This is a genomic window from Bacillus sp. ZY-1-1, assembly GCF_003047165.1.
GTDB classification, from domain to species: Bacteria; Bacillota; Bacilli; order Bacillales; family Bacillaceae; genus Bacillus; species Bacillus velezensis.
In genome coordinates this window covers 1,281,867-1,299,418 of sequence record NZ_CP027061.1, presented here as the reverse complement: position 1 = coordinate 1,299,418, position 17,552 = coordinate 1,281,867, and the positions used below count along the sequence as shown (strand labels likewise).

The following is a 17,552-nucleotide window of genomic DNA, read 5'->3' as shown; positions in this document are numbered from 1 at the left end:
TTATTCTGATCCTTTTTTCTCTTCAAGCATTTCTTCCGGCGGCGCGGCTGTTTTTTTGCCGTCCGAATCAGCCGTCAATTCACCTGCGGATCTGTTTTCTTTCCGCAGCATTTTAATTTCGCGCTTCAGTTTCATCACTTGAAATATACCGGCTGAAAACACGATCAGCGCTCCCATTAACACAGAGCCTAAAATGACTAAAATCAGCGGCCATTCAGCGGTTCCGAACAGATAATCAACCTCAACCGCACGCACGTTAATGACAGCAAAGATGGCGACAATCAGAGTAAATAGTAAAGCGAATATAATAGTCCATTGTTTATTCATGCGTCTGCCCCCAATTATTGATTCTTATCTTTTCCCCCATTTTCCCGGGAGTAAACCCCGGTCTCAGGAAATCCGGGCCGTTAATTGCTCGCGGACCAGCTTTTTCAGTCCGCTTCTTTCTCCCGATATAACGAGGGTGTCCCCTTCTTCAATTACGGTATCAATGCCGGGGCTCAGCTGTTTTTGCCGGTTTTTCTTCACGATCGCAATAATCTGGACGTTGTAATGTTTCTTGATCTCCAAATCTCCGATTGTGCGGCTGACAGCCGGTGCATGAGATTCGGCTTTAAACCACTCAATGACGAGGTCATCAAGCGCGACTTCCACAGATTCCAGCGCTTTCGGCTTATACGTCATCCCGCCTAAAATAGCGGAAATCTGCCTCGCCTCTTCGTCGTTAAATTCAACAGATGCCAAGCATTCGTCATAATCATTCTCATCGAAGTAATAGAGCTCTTTTCTGCCGTCATCATGAAGAATAATACTGATTTTATCGTGATTTTTCGTAATGACTTCTACTTTCTGGCCGATGCCCGGAAGCTCCGACTCACGAACGTTCATAAGAACCCCCCTACATGTTTTTACAATGATGATTGATTATGTAAGCGTATGTCATTATAGCAAATGCAGGTTTTAAGTTCAATGCGGCCTAAAAAAAACAGGCTGCCTTCCGGAAGACAGCCTGTTTCCTTTTACTCTTCGATTGATTTTTTCCCTTTAAATTCTTTTCCTTTCCATACAAGCCACAGCTGCGCGGCGATGTAAAGAGAGGAATAAACGCCCGTCAATAAACCGACCAATAAAGCGACGGAGAAGTTTGTAATTGACGATGAGCCCAAAATGAGCAGCACGACGACCACAATCACAACGGTCAAGACCGTATTGATCGAACGTGTAAAGGTTTGCTGCAAACTCAGATTCACGATATGTTCCAGATCGGCAAATGACTTCGGCTTGCGTTTTTTCATCTGCTCGCGTATCCGGTCAAATGTAACGATCGTATCATTTATCGAGTAACCGATTATGGTGAGAATAGCGGCGATAAAGGTTACGTCAACCTCCAGCCTTGTAATGCTGAAAAACGCGACGATAAAGAAAGCGTCATACAGCAGGGATACAATCGCGGCGATTGCCATTCTGTACTCGAAACGGATTGACACGTAAATAATGATGCCGATTGATGCAATTGCCACGGCATATAAAGCATTACGGGCCAGTTCTTTTCCGACTGTCGGCGATACCGTGCTGACGTTCGGTTCAGATCCGTATTTGTCCTTAAAGTACGTTTTGATTTCAGCGATTTTTTCTTTGGATGGCTCTCCGACAAACCGGGCCGCGGCAACATGGTTCTCTTTACCCGAGAGCACGATGTTTTCCGGATCCATGCCGAGAGAGTCAAAGTCTTTTTCAACCTGCTGCGCCGTCAATGCATGATTGCTCTGCACGTCAATCCGCGCACCGCTTGCAAAATCGATTCCCAGGTTGAGTTTAAAGACCAGTAAGATGATAATTCCCGCAATGGTTACAGCGCTTGAGAAAATAAAGAAATATTTTCGTTTGCTCGTGAAATCCCATTTCTGGAATGCCGTATGCGGTTCAGTATTTTCATCTGTTTTTTGAATGTCCATAATATGTTTTTTCTTGACGCCGAACCAGCTTTTTTTCCGGTCAAGCCATCTGCTTTCCACAAGAAGGGCGAGCAGGAATCTTGAAAGGAAGACAGCTGTAATAAAGCTTGTCAGTATTGACAAAATCAGCATCGTCGCAAACCCTTTTACAGAGCTTGTCCCGAAAATAAAGAGCACGACCGCTGCGATGATCGTTGTGATGTTCGCATCAAAGATCGTCGCAAATGACCGTCTGTTCCCTGAACGGAAAGCTGAGCGGACGGATTTGCCGAGTTTCAGTTCTTCTTTTATCCGTTCATAGGTGATGATGTTGGCGTCAACCGCCATCCCGACACCCAAAATGAGCGCCGCAATACCCGGAAGCGTCAGCACCGCCTGCATCCAGTCAAACACTTGAAGCGTAATATACACGTATACAGAAAGCGTAATGACCGCTATGAGTCCAGGCAGTCTGTAATAAAGCAGCATAAATAAGAAAACAATTGCAATACCGATGATGCCGGCCTCTACCGTATCATGCAAAGCCTGCTGTCCGAATTGCGCCCCTACTGAAGTAGAGTATTTTTCGGTCAGTTTCACAGGCAGCGCACCCGCGTTTAAAATATTGGCCAAGTCCTTCGCTTTTTGAACGGTGAACTGACCTTCAATCGTGACATCCTTCGTGTTTAATTCCTGGCTCACATTCGGAGCGGATACATATTTCGGATGTTTTTTGCCGACTTCTTTTTTAAATGAATCGCCCTTTTGGTAATCAAGCCAGATCACAAGCTGATTATTAGGGGCCATTTTCTTGACTTTTTTCGTCACTTCTCCGAACTTATCCGCATCCTTCAGCTTAACGCTGACAATCGGTTCGTTCGTCGTCGGATCAAAGGTTTGCTTCGCGCCGTTTTCCACGAGATCAGAGCCGTTTAACAGCTCTTTATCATTCGTATCCCTGAACGAGAGCTGCGCTTCCGTTGACAGAATTTCGCGCGCCCTGTTCTGATTCGTGACGCCCGCCAGCTGAACGCGTATGCGGTTATTTCCTTCAATCTGAATGTTCGGCTCGCTTACGCCGAGAACGTTAGCCCGGCGGTTCAGCGCCTGCACCGTGCTGACGAGCACGTCTTTTGTGATTTTATCGCCTTTTTTGACGGGCTGCACATCGTACAGAACTTCAAACCCGCCGCGTAAATCCAATCCTAACGTAATATTATTGGCAGCCGGTTTTGTAAAATACCCCAGCCCTGTGCCGATCAATAATACGATCAGGAAAAACGCAATCAAGCGTCCTTTTTTCATTATGTATTTCCTCCTTAAACCTATGCCGTCAAATCATTATCTCAGCAGTTCATCCAAAGCTTCCTGACCCTCATCGCTTTCCAGCCAATTAGACGACTTAAAAGCTTCAACGGTTGCATAGTTCATAAAATCGCCAATTTTAACTGATAAAATATTACCGGCCAATTCATGCAGCGGCAATTCCTTTTTCTGTTTCCACTTTTTATGTATTAAGTATGACCATAAACTCTCGTGCTCAACATCATCGTATCCGAGGATTTTGAACTCTTCAAGTTTACTGTACAAGAAAGGCCGCAAATGATCTTTGTACATTTCGGCGGGATGTTTCTCCACTGGGCGCTCGCTCCTTTTTCCATTTTTCTCGAAGACTTGTCATGCTCGGACGACATCGGCGCATATCTTTATTGTATATGATTCCAGGTAGTTTGAGAAGGCAGGGGTTTATAAAATGGCAAAACAGACTTTTTTAAGGGGCACTCTTATTCTCATTGCAGCCGGGATGATTACGAGAATGCTCGGCTTTGTCAACCGGGTGGTTATCGCCCGGTTTATCGGTGAAGAAGGGGTCGGTTTATACATGATGGCTGCCCCGACATTTTTCTTGGCCACCACTTTGACTCAATTCGGCCTCCCCGTTGCCATCAGCAAACTTGTCGCTGAAGCAAGCGCGCGGGGGGACCGGCAGAAAATGAAACACATTTTAGTGATGGCGCTTACCGTCACCGGGATATTAAGTCTCATCTTCACGCCGCTGTTTTTATGCTTTGCGCCGATTATGTCAGAAACGATGCTGACGGATCAGCGCACGGTTTACCCGCTTCTGGCGATTACGCCCGTCGTGCCGATTATCGCGATCTCCAGCGTGCTGCGCGGTTACTTTCAGGGCAGGCAGAATATGAACCCGCTGGCGTTTTCCCAAGTGCTTGAGCAGATCGTGCGGATTTCACTTGTCGCAGTCTGCACGACGGTGTTTCTGCCGTACGGGATTGAATATGCCGCAGCAGGAGCCATGATTTCGTCTGTCATCGGGGAGCTTGCCTCTCTAATTTATTTATTCATTTGTTTTAAAGCAAATAAAACAATCAGAATCAGAAAACAATTTTTCAAGTCGATTGCAAATGGAAAAGAAACCTTCCGCCAGCTGATGAGCGTGTCGCTCCCGACAACCGGAAGCCGCTTCATCGGAAATTTATCTTGGTTTTTTGAACCTATTGTCGTCGCGCAGAGCCTTGCGATTGCAGGAGTGGCCACCGCTGCCGCCACCAGCCAGTACGGGGAGCTGACCGGATTTGCCATGACGGTTTTGACGCTGCCCAGCTTTATAACCTATTCTCTGTCAACAGCGCTTGTTCCTGCGATCAGTGAAGGAATGGAGCAAAAAAAGCTGCAAGTTGTCGAATACCGTCTGGAACAGGCGATGAGGCTGTGTCTTTTAAGCGGAGGCATTTCGGTGGTTATTTTATTCTCTTTCGCTGATGAACTGATGTCCGTCATGTACGGATCAACTAATGCGGCGGTATTTGTTAAAGTGATGGCGCCGTTTTTTCTGCTTTACTATTTTCAGGGGCCTCTTCAGGCGGTGCTGCAGGCTCTCAATTTAGCCGGGGCCGCCATGATGAACAGTTTTATCGGCGCCGCTGTCAAAACCGGCCTAATTTTTGTTTTGGCGACCAGGCCTTCCTTAGGCATCATGGGCGCCGCACTTGCGATTGTAACGGGGATGGTCCTTGTCACCCTGCTGCATGCGGCCACCGTAAGCAAGGTGCTTCCGATCAGCATTAAAATAAAAGAATACGCGCTCTGTTTTGCCGTCATATTCATTTGCGGTTATGTCAGCCGCATCATCAAGCACACCGTTCATTTTTCAGGATCAGAAGCTGTTAATCTCACAGGCTGGATTGCAATGACGGCGGCTTTGTACATTGCGCTTCTTCTGTTATTCAGGCTGATTAAAAGGGAAGAGCTGATCCGGATTCCGGTCATCGGCAAGTTCGTGACGCGGTGAAACCGATTTATGGCTCCCCTTTTTCATCTTTAAGATCAATAAAAAAAGCGCCGTCCGTAAACGTGCAGAATGATATAACCGAAAGATCGCGATATCCTCTTTTTGCTAAATTTTTTTCAAGCCAGTGTTTATCTTTCCCGATTCTGTCCAGATGCTCGTTCTGAATGACCCCGTCAACGATAAGCGATGTTTCCATCTGCTTATCCTTATTGTTTTTCTTTTTGACGATTGACAGTTTGCCCGAAGACTCCAAAATGGCGTACGACACGTCAGAGATTCTATCGATGTTATTCTCCCTCAGCTGCATAAGAAGATCGTCAAAATTGTAGCGCTGCGATCTCATCGCCCGTTCATCAATTTTTCCCTGTTTTATAATAATGGTGGGTTTTCCGTCAAGCAGCTGCCGTATTTTTTGGCTTTTGAGCGAAATAAAAGCAAGGCTTACTTGAATAATCATTAAAACGACAATCGGCACTATTGTGTGCAAAAGCTTATCTTTTACATTTTCAATTGCCAATACGGCAATCTCGGCAATCATAATGGAGACGACAAGGTCTAAAATGCTCAGTTCTCCGATTTCCCGTTTTCCCATCAGTCTGAAAATCACAAGAATGATAAAATAAAGCACAATCGTACGAAACGTAATAATGAAAATATCTTCCATATCGCACCTCCAACGGTCATAGCATTTGCCATCGGCTCTGAATTATGTAATAAACGGGCTGAACATCATGCATTTACGTCTAATTCGAACATTCAGAGAATACATTTAGAAAAAGACGGGCTCCGGCTTGTCATATATCAGGCCGCAGAGCGGAGAGGAGATAAAAATGGAAGAAACGAAACAAGTGGGAAGAGGCGTCTTGTACGGCTTAGTGGCTATTTTTGCGGTGATGCTTCTTACGAGTTTGGCGTTTTCGCTTTTACTGACAGTCACCTCAATGGAAGAATCATCTTTCAGCTGGCTGATCACCGCGCTTTCTTTTCTTTCTTTATTTGCGGGAGGTTTTATATCGGGCGGCAAAACGAAGGAAAAAGGCTGGATGATCGGAGCGTTAACCGCCGTCTGTTTTTCATTAATCATCTTGCTTTTTCAATATTTAGGGTTCGGAAAAACGTTTACATCCGGTCAGCTTTTGTTTCATCTCGGCTTTTTGGGAGTCAGTATGCTGGGCGGCATTTTCGGAGTGAATTTGAAAGGAAGCAGATCAGCGTAATAAAAAAAGAGCGGATTCTCCGCTCTTTTTTTGTATGTATGAGCTTCGCTGTTATTCAGCGGAAGCTTCTCTGATTGCGCGGCGGTCAAATGTTAAACGGGTGTTATCACCTGTTTTAATGACGACCTTGCTTTCATCAATTGAATCAACAGTGCCGTGCAATCCTCCGATTGTCACCACTGAATCCCCTTTTTTCAGCTCTTCCTGCATCTGGCGGACGGCCTTCTGCTGCTTTTGCTGCGGACGGATGAGCAGGAAATAAAGCACTGCAAACATTAAAATAATAGGAACGATTGTGCCTAAAGTACCCATCTGTTTCCCTCCTTTCATGAATGGTTTTATTTAGAAGCTTTTCGCATTTGGCTTATTATAGCCGTAACGCTCAAAGAACTCTTCTCGGAAATCACCAAGACGATCCTCCCGGATGGCTTGTCTGACCTGCTCCATTAAGTGTAACAGAAAATGAAGGTTATGGTAAGTTGTTAATCGAATTCCAAACGTTTCATTACAGCGGATCAAATGTCTGATGTAAGCGCGGGAGTAATTTTGGCATGTATGGCAGCTGCACTCTTCGTCAATCGGACGGAAATCACGCTCATATTTGGCGTTTTTCATATTCAGACGCCCTTCATTCGTAAACACCGTGCCGTTTCGGGCAATCCGGGTCGGCAGTACGCAGTCAAACATATCCACGCCGCGGATGGCGCCGTCAATTAAGGCATCCGGTGAACCCACACCCATTAAATATCTCGGCTTGTCCTTCGGTAAAAGCGGGGTTGTAAACTCAAGCACTCGGTTCATGACGTGCTTCGGCTCGCCGACAGATAATCCGCCTATGGCATACCCCGGAAAATCAAGCGAAACCAAGTCTTTTGCACTTTGTGTCCGCAGGTCTTCGTATTCTCCGCCCTGTACGATTCCGAACAGCCCCTGCTCATCTGAGCGCCCGTGCGCCTCCAGGCAGCGTTCCGCCCAGCGGCTGGTCCGTTCCACAGAGCGTTTCATGTAATCATACTCTGCCGGATACGGCGGACACTCATCAAACGCCATCATGATATCAGAGCCGAGGGCGTTTTGAATTTCCATCGCTTTTTCCGGAGATAAAAACAGCTTGTCTCCGTTTAAGTGATTGCGGAAATGAACACCTTCTTCTTCTATATTACGAAACTTGCTCAATGAAAAGACCTGAAAACCGCCGGAATCTGTTAAAATCGCGCGGTCCCAGTTCATAAACTTATGAAGCCCGCCCGCTTCTTTTACAATGTCGTGTCCCGGGCGGAGCCATAAATGGTACGTATTGCTTAAAATAATGCCCGCATCCATAGATTTCAGCTCATCCGGAGACATCGTCTTTACCGTAGCAAGCGTGCCGACCGGCATAAATACAGGCGTCTCAAAGGAGCCGTGGGGCGTATGAACTCTGCCCAGCCGCGCTCCCGTTTGTTTGCATTCCTTTATAAATTCATAACGTATCGGTTGTTCAGCCACTTTGTATGAGGCCTCCTGTCATTCAAATTAGATAATCAGCATGGCGTCGCCAAAGCTGAAGAAACGGTATTCCTCCTCTACCGCATGACGGTAGGCGGAAAGAACATGCTCTCTGCCGGCAAGCGCAGAAACGAGCATGATAAGGGAAGATTTCGGCAGATGAAAATTGGTGATCATGCCGTCAATCGCTTTAAATTCATATCCCGGATAAATGAAGATGGACGTCCAGCCGCTTGAAGCGGTAAATACGCCGTCATGCTCGCCGGCAATGGTTTCCAGGGTGCGCGTTGATGTCGTCCCGACCGACACGATGCGCCCTCCCGCCTTTCTGACCTCGTTTAAAGAGGCGGCGGTTTCTTCCGTCATTTCATAAAATTCCGCGTGCATGTTATGCTCTTCCACATCATCCGCACTGACCGGGCGGAATGTGCCGAGTCCCACATGAAGTGTGATAAATTCAATCCGCACACCCTTTTGCTTCAGCTCGTCCAGAATCTCTTCCGTAAAATGAAGTCCGGCCGTCGGAGCTGCGGCAGATCCGATTTCTTTTGAAAAGACGGTCTGATACCGTTCTTTATCATCAAGCTGCTCTTTAATATAAGGAGGCAGCGGCATTTCACCGAGTGATTCAAGCACTTCGTAAAAAATCCCGTCATACCGGAATTCTATTTTTCTGCCTCCGTGATCAAGCTCCTCCGTGCAGACCGCTGTCAGCCGGCCGTCGCCAAATGTCAGGACCGTTCCTTTTTTTACGCGTTTCGCCGGCTTTACGAGCGTTTCCCATGTATCATTTTCTTCCTGTTTTAATAACAGAAGCTCCACTTTCGCTCCCGTATCTTCTTTTGTGCCGAATAATCTTGCAGGCAGCACACGGGTATTGTTCAAGACGAGACAATCCCCTTCATTAAAAAAGCTTACAATCTCTTTAAATGAACTGTCCGTCAGCCCGCCCGTCTGTTTGTCGAGCACCATCAGCCGCGATGCGTCACGCTCTTTCAGCGGCACTTGGGCAATGAGGCGTTCAGGCAGTTCAAAATCAAATAAATCGACTTTCATCATTTCACCTTTATTCTGTCTATTGTTATTTCATTCTGCCGAAAAAATTAAGCAGAATGGATAGTATCACACTGATCACAATACAAGTGACAACGGGAAAGAAAAATGTAACATTTCCCTTCTTAACGAAAATATCTCCGGGCAGCCTTCCGACAAAGTGCCAGACTGCGCCGGCAATAAGCAAAACGGCACCGAGAACCATGAGAACCTTCGGAAAGTCAGTCACGGGCGGGCGCCTCCAATCGAAAATGTTCATACACAGCCGGAGTCACGACCCGTCCCCTCGGCGTCCTCTGGAGAAATCCGATCTGCAGCAGATACGGTTCGTACACATCCTCTATTGTATGCGGTTCTTCGCCGATTGTCGCGGAAATCGTATCAAGGCCGACGGGACCGCCGCTGAATTTTTCGATCATGCCCATCAGCAGCTTATGGTCGATATGGTCAAGGCCGAGCGCATCGACTTGAAGACGTTCGAGCGCGTCGTGAGCGATTTCTTCCGTGATGCGGCTGTCGCCGAGCACCTGGGCAAAATCCCTCACCCTTCTGAGAAGCCGGTTTGCAACCCGCGGCGTTCCCCTTGACCGTCTGGCGATCTCCAGAGCCGGAGCTTCTTCGATATCCACTTCAAAAACGTCAGCCGTTCTTGACACGATATCTGTCAGCTCTTCCTGCGTATAGTATTCAAGGCGCGACAGCACCCCGAACCGGTCTCTGAGCGGTGCGGTCAATAATCCGACCCTTGTCGTCGCTCCTACAAGCGTAAAAGGGGGAAGATCGAGACGGACGGAGCGGGCGGACGGGCCTTTTCCAATGACGATATCAAGGCAGAAATCCTCCATCGCCGGGTACAGCACTTCCTCAATTGAGCGGTTCAGCCTGTGAATTTCGTCAATAAACAGCACATCCCCTGGTTCGAGCGCCGTCAAAATGGCTGCCAAATCTCCCGGTCTTTCGATGGCGGGACCTGACGTCGTCCGCATCTCCACCCCCATCTCATTGGCCACGATAGACGCAAGCGTTGTTTTCCCGAGACCCGGAGGCCCGTATAAAAGAACGTGGTCCAGTGTTTCCTGCCTCATTTTCGCCGCATCGATAAACACGCGCAGATTTTCTTTCACCTTCTTTTGGCCGATATACTGGGCGAGATTCTGCGGCCTGAGGCTTTGCTCGATTATTGATTCATGGCTGTCTGCTTCACTTGAAACGAGCCGTTCATCCATGAACATCACCTTACTTTAATAATTTTTGCAATGCTTTTTTCACATATTGATCTGTTGAAAGCGCCGTTTCCTCTTTTAAGTGAGGAAGCACTTTTTTAATTTCTTTTTCGGCGTAGCCGAGAACCCTAAGAGCTTCAAGCGCCTCGTCAAGCGCCGTTTCAGCCTCTTGTTTTTCAATGCGCGCTTCATGATTGAACAGGTTGTCAATCATTTCAGGCACGACGTCGGCCAGTTTGCCTTTCAAATCAAGAATAATCTGCCGCGCCGTTTTTTTGCCCACACCCGGAAATTTCACCAAAAAGGCTTCATCTTCCTGTTCGATCGCTTCGATGACGGCTCCGGGGTCACCGGAACCGAGGATGGCGAGGGCCCCTTTCGGCCCGATGCCGGTGACGTTCAGCAGCTTTGTGAAAAGCGCTTTTTCTTCCCGGGTTGAAAAACCGTACAAAGAAAAGGCGTCTTCTTTTATATGATGATACGTAAAAATGGTCTCTTGATTGCTTACCTTATAAATAAACGGATTCGGAGTGAAGACCTGATAGCCGATTCCGCCGTTTTCAATCACGATGTATTGGGGAGATACATAATCAATCGTCCCCTTCACGAATTCAATCACACCTATTCACCTCTTTGACTGCTTATCATTGTAACACAAAAACAGCCAAAGTCTTATAGAAAAGTTAACGTATGTTCGCTTTGACATCTTCCATTCAGAAAAAAAAGACATGTGTCACATGTCTTGCGTCAAAGTCAGCCGCTGTAAGTCTTAATATGATCGATCACGCTCTCAAACTCCGCTTTTGTCCTGTACGGTATGCCGTGTTCCAAGTGCTTTTGCAATCGGCTTTCCAGCCTTTCTATATCAATCTGGAAGAAAGATTGAATCGGCTCGGCCAGCGATCCGGGACGGCCGTGAAAAGTGGAGATGACGCCTCCGTCCGTGACGCCGATATAACCGTTAACCTTACTGAGCGGAGAAATGTCATCAACATGCTTACGGAAAAGAACGAAGCCTTTTTTCTGCTCAACGAGCGTCCAGCCCGCATATGCGGCCCAAAAATCCTCCATCGCCAAAACGGTTTCATCCGTATGTTCGATGCCGACATCACCGTCCAGATAGACCTTTTCCAGCTGGACGTGCACCCGAAGCGGCCCGTAATGCTCAACCTCCGCCCCGTATGCGCCTTTTCCTCCGCAAATCAGGACTGCAGCCGATAAGATAAGCATAAACAATAGACGAGCACCGTAAATTCGTTTCACCAATAACACCTCTTTATTCAATCAAACTCTTGATGCTAGTTTGACCAAAGATGCCGGTGCTTAACCGTTTTCTTTCATTTGTCTGTTTCAGCCGAATAAAAGCAGCCTCTATTATGAAGGCTGCCCCGATGATTATGCCCGGCCGGCTGAAATCAGTTTCATTTGTCCGGACGTCAGTTTGAGCCGGTATCCCCTTACGGTCAGATACACAGTTTTTTCTCCGCGGCTTTTGTCATGCTCCGTTTTTTTCATTCCGGCCCCTCCGTTACGTTTTATTACTTTTATGTTAACACCGCAACATAAAGAGCGTTTTAAGAATATGTAAAGAAATGATGAAGCTTTATCCATAAAAATACTGCCGGATGAAATCATCCGGCAGTCCCGTTTAACGGCTGTTTCTGTTCATGTCTTGCAGCTTTGTAAAAGTAGCGTTGTCGGTAAACACTTGAATTGTACGGCCGTCCGCAAATCTTTTGGCCGCATGTTTGACATGTTTATCATCATTTTTCGTAAAAGGATGATTTGTTCTGACGGCAATGACGACTCTCGTGTCAGTCACGATGACCTGACTATCCTGTACGCCTTTTACTTTTTTCACGCGGTTTGCAACTTTTGCCGCCAGCCTGATGTTTTCGGCGTTGTCATACCCATTATAAGACATAGCTGCCGGCGGCGTATTGACATTTCGGCCGTTATATGTGCCGTCCGTCGTTAACGGAACCCCGTCATTAGGCGCATACTGGTCGGACACGTTTGTCGTATTATGACGGCCGTTTCGGTTTTCCATCATTTCAGAAACGGGTCCTTGATGGTCCATTCCGTACTGGCGTCTGCCGTTATCATTATCATTCGAATAATATCCGACCGGACGTGTTGACTGATTGTAGCGTCCGTCATTCATGGCATTATTTGCTCCGCATGCCGTTAAGCTTGCCGTCACGGCTAAAACGCCTGCGATCGTCATCAGTTTTTTACCCAATGGAAAAACCCCCCGTGGATTCATCGCTGTTTGAGCGTTTTCCGCTCATGTTTAGGATGTGCGGCCGACGGCGGGTTTAAGCTTGTCAGTTATGTCCATTCCTCAGTTGGACATAAAAAAAGGAACGACATACATCGTCCCGAAACATTAATCTTCTTCTTCCTCCGGCCGTCCGAATACTTGATTTGGACTCGGCTGATTCGGTGCGGCATTAGGATTTGCTCCGCCGTAAGGCATAAAATATCCGGCGTTTGCACCCACATTCGGATACGGCTGCACAGGCATATTTGCGTGATGGTGATGTGAACCGTGGTGATGATGGTGGTGGTGATGTGAATCATGGCAGCCGCAATCATCATCCTTAAATTTCCCATCATGATGAGGCGCGTTTGCGTAATGTGACGAATATCCGCCGTAATACGGCATTTGACCGTACGGAGCACCGCCGAAACCGGATCCAGAACCATCATAATGCTCTGCATTTTCATGGGCCTGGTTTTCATATTCACCGTAACCCGCTTGCGGCCAAAATCCCGGATGATGGAATCCGTGATGATGGAATCCGTACGGTAACGGCATCGGCATTACCGGAAAGCCTCCATAACCTCCTCCAAAACCGCCGAAACCTCCGCCTACCGGGAAGCACGGATGGCATAGTCCCGAACCCGGCAGCATCGGTGTCACCGGAACCGGACAAGGACAAGGCATGCACGGCATCGGGTAATGCATAAAAGGCGGTTCAACGGCCGGCATATTCGGAAACGGGACATTCGGAATGTTTGGCATGTTCGGCAGATGATAAGCGGCGTTTTCTTCTTCCATCTTTCCGGCTTCAGGCGCCTTCGGCATATTCGGGTAATTCGCGTTTTCCATGTTGATCATTTCCTCCTGTTGTGGAATGTTATTGTCATGCTCTTTTTCTTTCGGCTCGACAAAATGTGTCACCGGTTCCTCCGGCTTAGGAGGCGACCACGGCTGAAACAGCTGATTGGACGGATAATATTGGTTCATATCAGCTTCCGGCAGCACATTTTCATGCTTTTCAGGGATTGGCGGCACATACGGAATTGACGGCTTCGGTTCTTCCGGTATGGTGTCTTCAATGTCCACAACTGATTTCGGTTTTTCTTTGGCATATGGATGCTCATGCTTATGCGCAGACGTTCCGAAGCCGGCCTTGGGTTCTTTTCTGACCGGAACGGCTTCTGAAGGCACCTTTATCTTCATTCCAGGCATAATTAAGTCTGGATTGCTAAGCTGATGATTCAGTTTTTTTAACTCTTCAAGATCAACTCCGTATTTTTCAGCTATTTTCCAGAGCGAATCGCCTTTTTGAACGATATGAATTTTCAACGTTTTCCCCTCCTATGCACAAAACGTGAACGGTACATTTGTCATTACAATATGTTTCTTCACACTATATGCCGGTGGACTGGGCATGATGATAAAAAATTTGGGAAGGAGGGGAAATTTTTATGATTACGTATGACTCAGCATTCTGTTCAAAGCACGAAGCGCTTCTGTCCGAACCGCTTCCGGAACTTTAATGACACCCTTCGGCTCGCCTTTTTCAAGCTGCTCAAGCGACCACAATAAATGCGGCAGGTCGATTCTGTTCATTGTCAGACACGGACACATATCGGGATTCAATGATTCAATCTGTTTATCCGGGTGCGAGTGAATGAGGCGCTGAACAAGATTCATTTCCGTGCCGATCGCCCACTTGCTTCCCGGTTCAGCCTGTTCAATCGTATCAATAATATATTTGGTAGACCCGCTGTCGTCACTGAGCGAGACCACTTCCCGCGAACATTCCGGATGAACGATAATGCGGATGCCGGAATCCCGCTGCCGCAGCTGAGAAATATTTTCCGCTGTAAACTTTTCGTGTACGGAGCAATGTCCTTTCCAAAGGATGACTTTAATGTTTTCCGGATGGTCAGTAAGCAATCGGTTCTGCCCCGGGTCCCATACAGCCATTTCTGTCAGCGGAATGCCGAGGTCATAGGCCGTATTTCTGCCTAAATGCTGATCCGGCAAAAATAAAATTCTTTCTTTTTGTTTAAAAGCCCATTTCAGCACACTCCGGGCATTCGAAGAGGTGACGGTCGCTCCACCGTGCCGACCGACGAATGCTTTAATTTCCGCCGTCGAGTTAACATATGTTAACGGAATGATGGTGTTACCGTACAGTTCTTGAAGCTCTTGCCATGCTTTGTCCGTCTGCTGAATATCTGCCATATCAGCCATCGAGCATCCGGCGCGCATGTCGGGCAAAATGACGGTTTGGTTATCATCAGTCAGCATATCAGCGGTTTCCGCCATAAAATGCACGCCGCAAAACACAATATATTCCGCCTCTTTATTTTTTTCTGCCACTTGAGCAAGCTGCAGGGAGTCACCTGCCGTATCGGCGAATTGTATCACTTCGTCTTTTTGATAGTGATGCCCCGGAATGAACAGGCGCTTTCCGAAATCCCGTTTTATGGCGGCGACACGCTTTTCCATTTCTCCGGTGCTCATGTCTTTATAATGGCTCGGCATCATTTCGGCTGATGCAGTTAACACGTCAAAAATAGACATCTTAAAAATCCCCCTGTTCCGCAGCCTCAACATCCATGCTGATGTCGGCGCTTTTTACTGAATGAGTCAGAAATCCGAGTGAAATATATTGGACGCCCGTTCCTTTATAAGCGGGCAATGTGTCGAGCGTTATGCCTCCGGATGCTTCCGTTTTGATATGGCCCGGTGTCATGCCTGCAAAACGCCGGACGGACTCAGGCGGACAGTTGTCAAACATAATAATGTCTGCGCCCGCTTCTATTGCCTCGAGCAGCTGCTGTTCGGATTCGATCTCGACTTCCACCGCAAGCATCTGCCCTGCCGTTTCTCTTGCCCGCTCCACGGCCGCCTTTATCGATCCGCAGGCGGCAATATGATTATCTTTAATCATGATGCCGTCATATAAGCCGAAGCGATGATTAAAGCCGCCTCCGACCCGAACGGCGTATTTTTCCAGCATTCTGAGCCCCGGTGTCGTTTTTCTCGTATCACAAAGCTTAATGGACGGATCATCAAGACGCCTTTTAGCCTCGTCCGTCATTGTCGCAATGCCTGACATTCTTTGTATGAGATTCAGAATGACCCGCTCCCCAGTAAGAAGAGCTGCCGCCCGGCCTTCCATTTCAGCGAGCACGTCTCCTTTTTTCATCCGTTCTCCGTCTTTTTTCAGAGGGCGGATGCGGATATCATCGTGTAAAAGCTTCCATCCTTCACGGATAACGTCTTCTCCGGCAAACACGCCGTCTGTTTTTGCGATGATCCGCGCTTTACATTGCTGATCAGAAAAAATCGCTTGTGACGTCGCATCACCCGTTCCGATATCTTCCTGAAAAAAATGAGTCAGCATTTGTTTCAGCTGCAGAATGTCCATAGTTCCCCAATCCTTTCGTTTTTTCTGATAACCGTTCCAGATGTTGAATGAATGATTTGTTTTCCGTGCCAATCTTTCTCCGTCCCGGGAAAATCAGTGCGAAAATGAGCGCCTCTGCTTTCTTCACGAATAAGGGCTGAGGTGACAACAAGTTGCGCAGTCTTCCATAGGCAGGATAGCTCTGCTTGTTCCATTGTGATATCCTTCACATTTATATGACGCACAGATACGTTGTTAAGCCAGGATGCCAGCGCCTGCAGGTTTTCTTTTTCCCTGACGATGCCCGCTCCGGTTGTCATTTTGGCTTGAAGCACATGAATCGTTGTGTCCGGCACTTGTAAAATGACATCAGTTTTCTTCGGGTTTTTTTTATATCTTCCGTTTAACGGTGTTTGAATGATATGTTCAGCACATCGTTGCCCGCTTGCCAGTGCTTCCAGCAGTGAGTTGCTCGCAAGGCGGTTCGCCCCGTGCAAGCCTGTGCAGGCGGTCTCGCCTATGGCGTACAAATCAGGCACGGACGTTTTCCCCCATGTATCGGCTTTTACTCCGCCCATTAAAAAATGCATTCCGGGTGCTATGGGTATCCCGCTTTCAAGATCAACGCCGGCTGTTTGACAAATTTCTGTTATGGTCGGAAAACGTTTGTTAAAATCGGCTATTCGGCTGCAATTTATAAAAACAGGATTTTCTTTCATCATTTCTTCATAAATCGCCCGTGAAACCACATCCCGGGGCGCCAAATCCTCAAGCGCGTGTCTGCCAGCCATGATCCTGCGCCCGAAGCGATCTGCTAAATATCCGCCTTCTCCTCTCACTGCTTCAGAAATCAGACCGTAAACAGTCCCGTTTTTCACAAGGAGGGTCGGGTGGAACTGGGTGAACTCCATATCCGTGATCTCAGCTCCCGCGCGGAAGGCAAGAGCGATGCCGTCTCCCGTTATGGCGGAATCATTTGTGTGATATTGGTACAGACTGCCGCAGCCGCCTGAAGCAAGCACTACACAATCCGCTCTTCTGTAAGAAACGGCACCTGAAGCATCCTTTACGGCAACGCCTGCGCATCGCCCGTGTTCAATCAGCAGATCAACAACCGTCTCGTGTTCAATGATCCGAATGCCGTCCCTCAGCTGCCGAACCAGAAACTCAACCAGCATCCGTCCGGTCGCATCTCCCCCGGCGTGCAGAATCCTCCTTTTGGAATGAGCGCCTTCCCTGCCGAGACAAAACGTTCCGTCCGACTTCGTATCAAAAGGGAAATGGCCTTCTATCAGACTGTTTATCATGCTCTGTCCGCTTTGCAGCAAATGCCGCACGGCTGTCACGTCATTGTGTCCGCATCCCGCATACAGTGTATCGTTCACATGGGATTCTATCGAGTCATCTTTTGCGTATGAAACAGCAATCCCGCCTTGAGCATAATACGAATTGCTGTTCGTTACGTTTCTCTTTGTGATGACGGTTACTTGGTATGATGGAGGAAATGAGGAAGCACAGGCAAGGGCCGCCGTCCCCGTACCAATGACGATAATTGTTTTTTCAGACATACATCACCCTCCCATTATATTTACACCTGTCTTGACACCTATATTTACACAACGATAAAATAAACTCAAGCTTTTTTTAACATAAACGGATAGGAGACGGGCTGT

Annotated in this window: 20 protein-coding genes; 2 read left to right on the top strand and 18 right to left on the bottom strand. The window is 47.6% G+C overall.

Features of this window, described 5'->3' with window-relative positions:
* The 4 genes from C5I45_RS06810 to C5I45_RS06795 form a co-directional block, all read right to left on the bottom strand.
* Complete coding sequence (locus C5I45_RS06810) at window positions 1-327, bottom strand: LapA family protein (RefSeq protein ID WP_003152709.1); 327 nt, start codon at window positions 325-327, stop codon at window positions 1-3.
* Window positions 328-390: 63 nt separating this feature from the next.
* Window positions 391-888, bottom strand: a complete 498-nt coding sequence (locus C5I45_RS06805) for a cation:proton antiporter regulatory subunit (protein WP_003152707.1) — start codon at window positions 886-888, stop codon at window positions 391-393.
* A gap of 131 nt (window positions 889-1,019) precedes the next feature.
* Window positions 1,020-3,239: a protein translocase subunit SecDF gene (gene secDF, locus C5I45_RS06800; RefSeq protein WP_003152704.1), complete on the bottom strand. Its 2,220-nt coding sequence runs from the start codon at window positions 3,237-3,239 to the stop codon at window positions 1,020-1,022.
* A 36-nt stretch (window positions 3,240-3,275) separates the two neighbouring features.
* Window positions 3,276-3,572 (bottom strand): post-transcriptional regulator, encoded by a 297-nt coding sequence (locus tag C5I45_RS06795; RefSeq protein ID WP_003152702.1) that lies wholly within the window; start codon window positions 3,570-3,572, stop codon window positions 3,276-3,278.
* A 115-nt stretch (window positions 3,573-3,687) separates the two neighbouring features.
* Between C5I45_RS06795 and spoVB the strand changes: the two genes are divergently transcribed.
* Window positions 3,688-5,244, top strand: a complete 1,557-nt coding sequence (spoVB, locus tag C5I45_RS06790; RefSeq protein WP_107994293.1) for a stage V sporulation protein B — start codon at window positions 3,688-3,690, stop codon at window positions 5,242-5,244.
* A gap of 7 nt (window positions 5,245-5,251) precedes the next feature.
* Here the strand turns inward: spoVB and C5I45_RS06785 are convergent, their stop codons facing one another.
* Complete coding sequence (locus C5I45_RS06785; RefSeq protein WP_003152699.1) at window positions 5,252-5,908, bottom strand: DUF421 domain-containing protein; 657 nt, start codon at window positions 5,906-5,908, stop codon at window positions 5,252-5,254.
* Between the two features lie 166 nt (window positions 5,909-6,074).
* On the opposite strand from C5I45_RS06785, the gene C5I45_RS06780 reads away from it, so the two are divergent.
* A complete protein-coding gene (locus tag C5I45_RS06780; protein ID WP_107994292.1) occupies window positions 6,075-6,461 on the top strand; it encodes a TIGR04086 family membrane protein in 387 nt (128 codons plus the stop codon).
* A 51-nt stretch (window positions 6,462-6,512) separates the two neighbouring features.
* Here C5I45_RS06780 and yajC read toward each other — a convergent pair whose 3' ends face one another.
* From yajC to nadB, 13 genes are all read right to left on the bottom strand, one after another.
* The gene (yajC, locus tag C5I45_RS06775) at window positions 6,513-6,773 is read right to left on the bottom strand and encodes a preprotein translocase subunit YajC (protein ID WP_003152695.1); all 261 of its coding nucleotides are present in this window, start codon (window positions 6,771-6,773) and stop codon (window positions 6,513-6,515) included.
* 30 nt (window positions 6,774-6,803) lie between these two features.
* Window positions 6,804-7,949: a tRNA guanosine(34) transglycosylase Tgt gene (gene tgt, locus C5I45_RS06770; RefSeq protein WP_014305500.1), complete on the bottom strand. Its 1,146-nt coding sequence runs from the start codon at window positions 7,947-7,949 to the stop codon at window positions 6,804-6,806.
* Window positions 7,950-7,976: 27 nt separating this feature from the next.
* Window positions 7,977-9,005 carry a tRNA preQ1(34) S-adenosylmethionine ribosyltransferase-isomerase QueA gene (queA, locus tag C5I45_RS06765; protein ID WP_003152692.1) on the bottom strand — a complete coding sequence of 343 codons (1,029 nt, stop codon included), beginning with the start codon at window positions 9,003-9,005 and terminating at the stop codon, window positions 7,977-7,979.
* A gap of 25 nt (window positions 9,006-9,030) precedes the next feature.
* A complete protein-coding gene (locus C5I45_RS06760; protein WP_003152687.1) occupies window positions 9,031-9,231 on the bottom strand; it encodes a DUF2905 domain-containing protein in 201 nt (66 codons plus the stop codon).
* Entirely contained in the window at window positions 9,224-10,228 is a 1,005-nt protein-coding gene (gene ruvB, locus C5I45_RS06755) for a Holliday junction branch migration DNA helicase RuvB (RefSeq protein ID WP_003152685.1), read from the bottom strand. Before ruvB ends, C5I45_RS06760 begins: the two co-directional genes overlap by 8 nt.
* Window positions 10,229-10,238: 10 nt before the next feature.
* Entirely contained in the window at window positions 10,239-10,844 is a 606-nt protein-coding gene (ruvA, locus tag C5I45_RS06750) for a Holliday junction branch migration protein RuvA (RefSeq protein ID WP_003152683.1), read from the bottom strand.
* A gap of 134 nt (window positions 10,845-10,978) precedes the next feature.
* Window positions 10,979-11,488, bottom strand: a complete 510-nt coding sequence (locus C5I45_RS06745; RefSeq protein WP_107994291.1) for an intercompartmental signaling factor BofC — start codon at window positions 11,486-11,488, stop codon at window positions 10,979-10,981.
* A 132-nt stretch (window positions 11,489-11,620) separates the two neighbouring features.
* Window positions 11,621-11,740: a hypothetical protein gene (locus tag C5I45_RS20205; RefSeq protein WP_024085651.1), complete on the bottom strand. Its 120-nt coding sequence runs from the start codon at window positions 11,738-11,740 to the stop codon at window positions 11,621-11,623.
* A 133-nt stretch (window positions 11,741-11,873) separates the two neighbouring features.
* Window positions 11,874-12,467: a YhcN/YlaJ family sporulation lipoprotein gene (locus C5I45_RS06735; RefSeq protein ID WP_003152677.1), complete on the bottom strand. Its 594-nt coding sequence runs from the start codon at window positions 12,465-12,467 to the stop codon at window positions 11,874-11,876.
* A 147-nt stretch (window positions 12,468-12,614) separates the two neighbouring features.
* Window positions 12,615-13,820 carry a SafA/ExsA family spore coat assembly protein gene (safA, locus tag C5I45_RS06730; RefSeq protein ID WP_107994290.1) on the bottom strand — a complete coding sequence of 402 codons (1,206 nt, stop codon included), beginning with the start codon at window positions 13,818-13,820 and terminating at the stop codon, window positions 12,615-12,617.
* Between the two features lie 126 nt (window positions 13,821-13,946).
* Complete coding sequence (gene nadA, locus C5I45_RS06725) at window positions 13,947-15,050, bottom strand: quinolinate synthase NadA (RefSeq protein ID WP_024085652.1); 1,104 nt, start codon at window positions 15,048-15,050, stop codon at window positions 13,947-13,949.
* Window position 15,051: 1 nt separating this feature from the next.
* Window positions 15,052-15,900 (bottom strand): carboxylating nicotinate-nucleotide diphosphorylase, encoded by an 849-nt coding sequence (nadC, locus tag C5I45_RS06720; RefSeq protein ID WP_060657406.1) that lies wholly within the window; start codon window positions 15,898-15,900, stop codon window positions 15,052-15,054.
* Complete coding sequence (gene nadB / locus C5I45_RS06715; protein ID WP_107994289.1) at window positions 15,882-17,447, bottom strand: L-aspartate oxidase; 1,566 nt, start codon at window positions 17,445-17,447, stop codon at window positions 15,882-15,884. The genes nadC and nadB overlap by 19 nt, the downstream gene beginning before the upstream one ends.
* Between the last annotated feature and the right edge of the window lie 105 nt (window positions 17,448-17,552).

Coding starts and splice junctions, on each gene's coding strand:
- C5I45_RS06810 (WP_003152709.1), bottom strand. CDS start 327: ATGAATAAACAATGGACTATTATATTCGCTTTACTATTTACTCTGATT.
- C5I45_RS06805 (WP_003152707.1), bottom strand. CDS start 888: ATGAACGTTCGTGAGTCGGAGCTTCCGGGCATCGGCCAGAAAGTAGAA.
- secDF (WP_003152704.1), bottom strand. CDS start 3,239: ATGAAAAAAGGACGCTTGATTGCGTTTTTCCTGATCGTATTATTGATC.
- spoVB (WP_107994293.1), top strand. CDS start 3,688: ATGGCAAAACAGACTTTTTTAAGGGGCACTCTTATTCTCATTGCAGCC.
- C5I45_RS06785 (WP_003152699.1), bottom strand. CDS start 5,908: ATGGAAGATATTTTCATTATTACGTTTCGTACGATTGTGCTTTATTTT.
- C5I45_RS06780 (WP_107994292.1), top strand. CDS start 6,075: ATGGAAGAAACGAAACAAGTGGGAAGAGGCGTCTTGTACGGCTTAGTG.
- yajC (WP_003152695.1), bottom strand. CDS start 6,773: ATGGGTACTTTAGGCACAATCGTTCCTATTATTTTAATGTTTGCAGTG.
- queA (WP_003152692.1), bottom strand. CDS start 9,005: ATGAAAGTCGATTTATTTGATTTTGAACTGCCTGAACGCCTCATTGCC.
- ruvB (WP_003152685.1), bottom strand. CDS start 10,228: ATGGATGAACGGCTCGTTTCAAGTGAAGCAGACAGCCATGAATCAATA.
- C5I45_RS20205 (WP_024085651.1), bottom strand. CDS start 11,740: ATGAAAAAAACGGAGCATGACAAAAGCCGCGGAGAAAAAACTGTGTAT.
- nadA (WP_024085652.1), bottom strand. CDS start 15,050: ATGTCTATTTTTGACGTGTTAACTGCATCAGCCGAAATGATGCCGAGC.
- nadC (WP_060657406.1), bottom strand. CDS start 15,900: ATGGACATTCTGCAGCTGAAACAAATGCTGACTCATTTTTTTCAGGAA.
- nadB (WP_107994289.1), bottom strand. CDS start 17,447: ATGTCTGAAAAAACAATTATCGTCATTGGTACGGGGACGGCGGCCCTT.